Annotated in this window: 7 protein-coding genes; 6 read left to right on the plus strand and 1 reads right to left on the minus strand. The window is 56.5% G+C overall.

The annotated features are described in order from the left end of the window. The 6 genes from LIO98_RS02880 to LIO98_RS02905 form a co-directional block, all read left to right on the plus strand. The coding region (locus LIO98_RS02880; RefSeq protein ID WP_363303865.1) for an ATP-binding cassette domain-containing protein at positions 1-1,978 on the plus strand (1,978 nt) is incomplete at its 5' end. A gap of 29 nt (positions 1,979-2,007) precedes the next feature. Then, entirely contained in the window at positions 2,008-2,460 is a 453-nt protein-coding gene (locus tag LIO98_RS02885; protein ID WP_291953166.1) for a YhcH/YjgK/YiaL family protein, read from the plus strand. A 40-nt stretch (positions 2,461-2,500) separates the two neighbouring features. Beyond that, entirely contained in the window at positions 2,501-3,373 is an 873-nt protein-coding gene (locus tag LIO98_RS02890) for a LysR substrate-binding domain-containing protein (protein WP_291953168.1), read from the plus strand. Between the two features lie 137 nt (positions 3,374-3,510). Further along, positions 3,511-4,509 (plus strand): hypothetical protein, encoded by a 999-nt coding sequence (locus tag LIO98_RS02895; RefSeq protein WP_291953170.1) that lies wholly within the window; start codon positions 3,511-3,513, stop codon positions 4,507-4,509. Positions 4,510-4,537: 28 nt separating this feature from the next. Further along, positions 4,538-5,419: a DMT family transporter gene (locus LIO98_RS02900; protein WP_291953172.1), complete on the plus strand. Its 882-nt coding sequence runs from the start codon at positions 4,538-4,540 to the stop codon at positions 5,417-5,419. A 240-nt stretch (positions 5,420-5,659) separates the two neighbouring features. After that, on the plus strand, positions 5,660-6,523 hold the full coding sequence (locus LIO98_RS02905; protein WP_291953174.1) for a transglycosylase SLT domain-containing protein: 864 nt from the start codon (positions 5,660-5,662) through the stop codon (positions 6,521-6,523). A gap of 212 nt (positions 6,524-6,735) precedes the next feature. Here the strand turns inward: LIO98_RS02905 and LIO98_RS02910 are convergent. Next, positions 6,736-6,922, minus strand: a 187-nt coding sequence (locus LIO98_RS02910; RefSeq protein WP_291953176.1) for a hypothetical protein, incomplete at its 5' end; no start/stop codon positions are given.

Consider the following 6,922-nt stretch of genomic DNA (forward strand, 5'->3'; position numbering starts at 1 on the left):
TCACAAGATGATTGAGATAAAAGATTTAAAGGTAAATTTCGGCGAACAGGAGGTCCTGCGCGGTATCGACTGGTTCATCACGCCCAAGAGCCGCATCGGCCTCGTGGGCGACAACGGCGCGGGCAAGACGACGTTGCTGCGCGTACTGGCGGGGGGTGCCGACCATGAGGGCACCATCACAATGCCCAAGGGGCACTCTGTCGGCTATCTGCCGCAGGACCTTGTGGAGATCAAAGAGCTGCCCCTCATAGAGTATCTCAAGGAGTGCGCCGGACTGACGGAGCTCTCACGCGAGCTTGCCGGCTGTGAACAGCGGATGTCGCTGCTCGGCGAAAACGACCCGGCGGTGAAGGGGCTGCTCTCCGAACACGAGCGGCTGCAGCGGCTATTCGAGTCCAAAGGCGGCTTTGGATTCGAGGTCGAGGCAAAGCAGGTGCTCAAGGGTCTGGGCTTCGCGCCGGAACGTGACGCCGAACGGCTCACCTCCGAATTCTCCGGCGGCTGGAAGATGCGCATCGCGCTCGCCGCGCTGCTTCTCTCGCACTCTGACATCATGCTGCTCGACGAGCCGACGAACCATCTTGACACCGAGAGCATGGAGTGGCTTGAATCGTGGCTGCGCGACTACCGCGGCACGATCATCGCCGTCTCGCACGACCGCCGTTTTCTTGACAACATGGTCACCTCGGTGGCGGAGCTGGTGAACGGCCGGATAAACCTCTACTCCTGCGGCTACGAAAAATTCCTTACGGAGCGCGAGGAGCGCCGCGCGCGCCTCGAAGCCGAGTGGGAGCAGCAGCGGGAGAAGATCGACGAGATACAGCGCTTCGTCGAACGCTTCCGCTACAAGGCGACGAAGGCGCGCCAGGTCCAGAGCCGCATCAAGCAGCTGGAAAAGATGGAAATAACTGAGCTTGAGGCCCCCTCAAAGAGCGTGAACTTCCAGTTTCCGGAGAGCCCGCGCAGCGGCCGCGAGGTGATAAGGGCCTCGGGGCTTGCGAAGAGCTATGGAGACCATACCGTATTCCGGGATGTGGATCTCGTGATCGAACGCGGAGAACGCGTCGCGCTCGTCGGCGTCAACGGCGCGGGCAAATCGACGCTGATGCGTCTGCTGAACCAGAGCGAAGAGCCCACCGCCGGTACGGCGGAGCTCGGCTTAAACGTCAAAAAAGCCTACTTCTCGCAGGAGAGCGCCCAGAACCTCGACTACAGCCGCACGATCTGGCAGGAGGTCAACAACACCGGTTCAAAGCTGCTCGAAGGGGCGAAGCGCAACCTGCTCGGAGCCTTCCTCTTCTCTGGAGACGAAATATACAAGCCGGTCTCCGTCCTCTCTGGCGGTGAAAAATCGCGTCTGGGGCTGCTTAAAATGCTGCTCTCCGAGTCCAACCTGCTGATCCTTGACGAGCCGACGAACCATCTCGACTACGGGACGAAAGAGCTCTTCCAAAAGGTGCTGCTCCAATATGGCGGCACCATCCTGATCGTCTCCCATGACCGCGCCTTCCTCGACGACCTCGTGAGCCGCGTAGTTGAAATACGCGACGGGAAGCTCTACGACTACCCAGGCAACTATTCGTGGTTCATTGAGAAAAGAGCCGGACGCGAAGCGCCGGTTCCCGCGGCGAAGGCCGATCCCGCGGAAAAACTTGCCGCCGAACTGCGCGCCAGCGCCGCGGAGAGCCGTCAGGATGCGAGGACGAAGGAGCAGCGGCGCGCCGAGGCCGAGGAACGCAACCGCCTCTACCGCGCGAAAAAGGATTTTGTCGAACGGCTCGCGGCCTGCGAAAAAGAAATCGCGGATGCCGAGGCGCGCAAAGAGGAGATCAACGGCCTGCTCTGCTCGCCGGAGGTGCTCGCGGACTCCCAGCGCATCCAGAGCCTGATGATCGAGCTCAAAGAAAAGGAAGAGACATTAAAAAAACTCTACGAAGAATGGGAAGAGCTCAGCATAAAAATAGAAGAGATAAAATAAATGACGCGAAAGGCGGGCGACAATAATAGATGGTATATGATTCAGTAGAACGCTTCATCACCGAACTGCCGGAATACATGCCGCGCGCGAGCCAGCTGAGCGAATTTCTCTCGGCAGCGCGCGAAAAAAGCTTCGAAGAGCTGAAAAAGATGGACTTCGCGCCCCTTGACCTGCGTTTCGGGGAATATGAGACGAAGCCGCAGGAGGAGATACCCTTTGAGGCCCATAAAAGATACTGGGACCTCCAGCTTGTCCTCGAAGGGGAGGAGCTGATTGGCTACGCACCGCTTGCGGAGCTGACGGAGACCGTTGCCTACGCGGAAAAAGACGACATCGCCTTCTACCGCGGCGAGGGACAGAACGTGAAACTCTCGCGTGAAATGGCGGTGCTGCTGGCGCCGTGGGACGGCCACCGTCCGGGGGCGAATGTTGGGGATACCTCCTGTAAAATAAAAAAGATCGTCGTTAAACTGCCCTGGTAGGGGCGAAAGCGCCGGCTGCGGGGCGTGTGGGGGACAAGAGATGGACCTGAAAAAATGCAAAATACTGCTGGACGCGATAGACTACAGGAACCTCTCGAAGGTGGCCAAAGACTACGGCTACACTCCGTCGGGCATCTGGCACATGATCGCCGCGATTGAGAACGAACTTGGCTTCCCGCTCTTCATCAGCAGCACGAGCGGCGTCATTCCCACCGACAACTGCCTGCGGCTCGTGCCCGCGCTCCGCGAGCTGCTCAAATGCAACGAGCGGCTCGCGCATACGATGGCGGAAATTCGCGGCGTTAAAAGCGGCAGCCTCACGATCGGTACATATCCGAGCGTCTCGATACAATGGCTTCCGCACGTTATAAAGGCCTTTCAGGCCGACTATCCCGGCATTGCGATCCAGATACGCGAGGGCATCAGGCAGGAGCTCCAGGGCTGGCTTGACGACAGCAGCGTTGAAATGTGCTTCTACACCTGGCGTCCGAAGATGAAATGCGCCTGGATACCGCTTCGCGACGACCCGGTCGTCGCCGTGCTGCCCCTCGACCATCCTCTCGCGGCCTCTTCCTCCTATCCGCTCGCGCGCTGCCGCGACGAAAAATTTATCATGCCGGCGCTCGGCCGGGACGAGGATATCGCCGCCATCCTTGAAGAGGCGGGAATATCTCCTAAAATAGCCTTCTCCACCATAGAAAACTATGCCGCGATATCGATGATAGAATGCGGCCTCGGCATGAGCATCATGAACGAACTGATAACCAAAGGCAGGCTCAACAAAGTGGCGATCCTGCCGCTCGACCCCCCGTGCCGCATAAACTTCGGCATCGCGCTGCCCTCGCTCGCGAAGGCCTCTCCCGCCGCGCGTGAATTCATCGAATACGCGAAACGTATGATTCCTGAAATGTAGCTGCCGCCGTCATCTCTCCGAATTGCGGACGGCTGTGAAATTTTTTCACAGCCGCTTTTAATTATTGTCGCTTTATCAAAGAAGAGATAGATAATACCATTAATAACGGTAAATCAAACGACAGAGGTCACCGCAATATGATAGATAACATGATGCTCATCACCCTCTTTGACTCCCTCTATCCCTGCTGGACGGAGGAGATGCTTGCTCGGGAGGGCGTGGACCTCTCCGCGCTGGAAAAACTCGTAAAAGAGGGTCTGATCCGGCAGGAGGCGGGCGTCTATTCGCTCAGCGAGGCCGGCGTCTCCGAATTTAAACGCCTTGCGCTGGAAAACTTCATCGAAGAAAAACCCGGAGAGGCTCCGCGGGACCGCGCGCGCTCCGCAAGGGCGGGAAACTTTCTCAAGCGTCTTAACGCCGCCCACCTGCAGCGCTGGGGCATAAAACAATACTACACCTCACCCGTACTGGAAATATTTCCGCGGGTCGACGGCGAAGAGCTCTTCCGTGTGGCGGGCAACGAACTGACCTGGCCCTACATGGATGGGAAAGAGGAGCGGGAGATGGAAGAAAAATTCCCCCTCTTAGGGCTTCGCGGACGAAAAGAGCGTATGGCCGCCGCCGTCGAGAGGTCAGCCCAATGGCTTGAGGAAAAACGGGCGCTGGTTGACACCTTCACTCCCGATATCCTCTACGTCTGCCGCTACGACTACCTGCAATACGAGAACTTTAAGGGGCATCCAAACGACCCATTGCGGTTCATCAACACCGACCGCTTCCTCTTCATCTTCGACAGCGGAGATGAGGCGGAGGAGCTGCGCGAAATCGGCAGATTCAGGCGGTGGGTGACATTCCAGCGCCTCGTCATGATGCCCGATTTCTTTGATATAGATACCCAGGAACAGGACAGCATCTGCCAGCTGCTGCTCGTATCAGAGAGCGAGCCGCAGGCCGCCGCACGGGCCGAGAGGCTTGCGCGGTTTGGCACGGCGCTCACGGCGGGGGCCGAGCCGTTTGAGATATGGACACTCTCAGAGGAGGCGCTCGTCGCCGTCAAAGATAAACGTGAAATCATCTGGGAGCTGCTGCCGGACATCGCCCATCCTGTGCGCCGCATGTCGGCGGGCGCCGGCTGACGCTAAATGGGCTTTGCGTGACAGAGCCATGAAGATATCGAAAAATACCCTAAAGGGAACACTATGCGTCATCGCGGCGGGCATGTGCTGGGGCACGACGGGAACGATACAGGCCTTCACGCCGAAGGGAGCCTCCTCGCTCTCCATCGGCGCGGCGCGCGTCGTCTTCGCGGGCGTCGTGCTTCTTATATATATGCTGATAAAAAAGAGGGGAGGACTCTTCCGCGGCGGCTGGAGCGTGAAGGGCGTGCTGCTTGCCGCGGCTGGGCTTGCCGCCTACCAGCTCACCTTCTTCTCCGCCGTGCGTCTTACCGGCGTCGCTGTAGGTACGATGGTGGCGATCGGCAGCGCCCCGCCGGTCGCGGGCATCTTCGGGCGGATACTATTTAAAGAACAGCTGCCGTGGCGTTGGTACGCCGCCACCATACTGGCGGTGACCGGCTGCGTCATGCTCGTACTGGGCGGCAACACCGGCGCCCTCTCCGTCTCCGCCCTCGGCGTCTTTCTCGCCTTCAGCGCCGCGCTCTCCTACGCGCTTGAGGGAGTGGGGCTGCGCCTCATAAAGCGTGACCCCTATGACGTTATTGCGGTCGTCAGCGCCGTAAGCGGCCTCATGGCGCTGCCGTGGCTGCTTGCCGGTGACATCTCCTGGATGCTTGAGCCGCGCGGCGCCCTCTGCATGGGGCTGCTGACCTTCCTCAGCACCATCATTCCGTACACGTTATTTACTATCGGAATACAGAATATTGAACTTGGGACGGCCTATACCCTGTCGCTCTCCGAGCCGCTCACCGCCTGGCTCCTCTCTACAGTGCTGCTTGGCGAACGTCTATCATGGATTGCTTCGCTTGGCGTAGGCATACTTTTTTGCGGTATTTTGCTGCTTGCCTGCAATAAAAATAAAGGCTGACGGTCATTGATCTTTAATTAAATTATCGTTTGACATCTATAATCTACCTATTATTTAAAGTTATGTGTTAATGTAACATTTGAAAGCACGGTATTTATTATTTTGAGCTTGACTTATTGACTCTTGCCGTTATCATATTTCATGCGTTAAGAGTGCCCGCGGACAGCACAATTCAGAAAATTTAAACCATAGATTTTTTGATATTACTTTCCGCGTTTCCAAACTCGCAAGGAGGTCAATATGCGAAAAATAATGAAAAAGCGGCATTTTCATCTGTCGCAGATCGCAGTGATGCTCCTGCTCTTCATTTCGGTAATAATGCACCCGGAGGCCGGAATGAGCAGTACGGAATCATCACCGAAAACACATAGCACCCTCTCGGACGGCACAGTAATTACAACAGTTAGTGAAACCGCTCTAACAGAGAATGTCGTGATGACGGAGAACAAAACGTCCGTCGTCTATACTGAACAGACCGAGACTGGCGAAAGCCCGAAAGAGACTCCGCAGGAAAATACCCCGGCGCCGTTTGACAAATCTATCTACGCCGCGCTTAAACACCAGGGGCTGACCGAACAGCACATAGGGGTCTGGCAGGATGAGCACCCGCTCAGCACGCTCAACAAGCTGGGTACGCTCGCTCCCGCGAAACAGAAAAAAGTTGCGAACGTAGCGGCCTTTATAAGAAAGGTAAATCCTAAAATTTCAGCAAAAACAGCCTGGAGAGAGGCCTGCGCGCTGGTATTTTACAGCGTCAAATACAACGTCCCCTCGGACCTCGTCGTTAGTATCGCCAAGGCGGAGAGCCGCTTTAATCCCTCGGCGCAGAGCAAGGCGGGAGCTCTGGGCGTAATGCAGGTCATGTGGAAGGTGCATAATGGAATGCTGCGCGCGAAGGGCATCGCCCCGACCCGCGACCACATGTTCGATCCCGAGCGCGGCGTGGAGGCGGGGGTTCTTATCCTGTCGCGCTACATGAGCGCCTACGGGACAGTGCAGAAAGCCCTTAACCGTTACTACGGCGGCATCGCGCACAACTACCTCAAAAAGGTAAACAACAACATGGCGATGCTTCAGCGCCATTCGGACAAGACCGGCTACTAGCCGCGAAAAATATTTTCGCTCTAACGCAGCGGGGAAGGCTTGCCTTCCCCGCATTCCTGTTTTTAAAGGACTTCATTCGGGAATCACGATCACCGTGGTTAGGACTACATAGCGTGAGAAAATTTCACATCGCTGCGCGTGCGGGAGATCAAGCCTGTTTCGCAGTTATCGCGCCGCCGATAATAGTTTCGAATAAGACAATTGTAAATTCATCAACAAATATATGTAACAAAGGCAGTAAGTGCAGTGAAAATAGTAAATATGAGCATAGCACTAGGCCGAGTGTCCTTATAAAAAAGCAGTTCAAAAGGGTTGACGATTGGGCGAAAAAATAATATACTTATTTTTGTTGCGCCCGCATCCGGCATCCCGCCGGAAACGGCCCGCAGCGAGCACCAT

Source organism: Cloacibacillus sp., from assembly GCF_020860125.1.
Classification (GTDB): domain Bacteria; phylum Synergistota; class Synergistia; order Synergistales; family Synergistaceae; genus Cloacibacillus.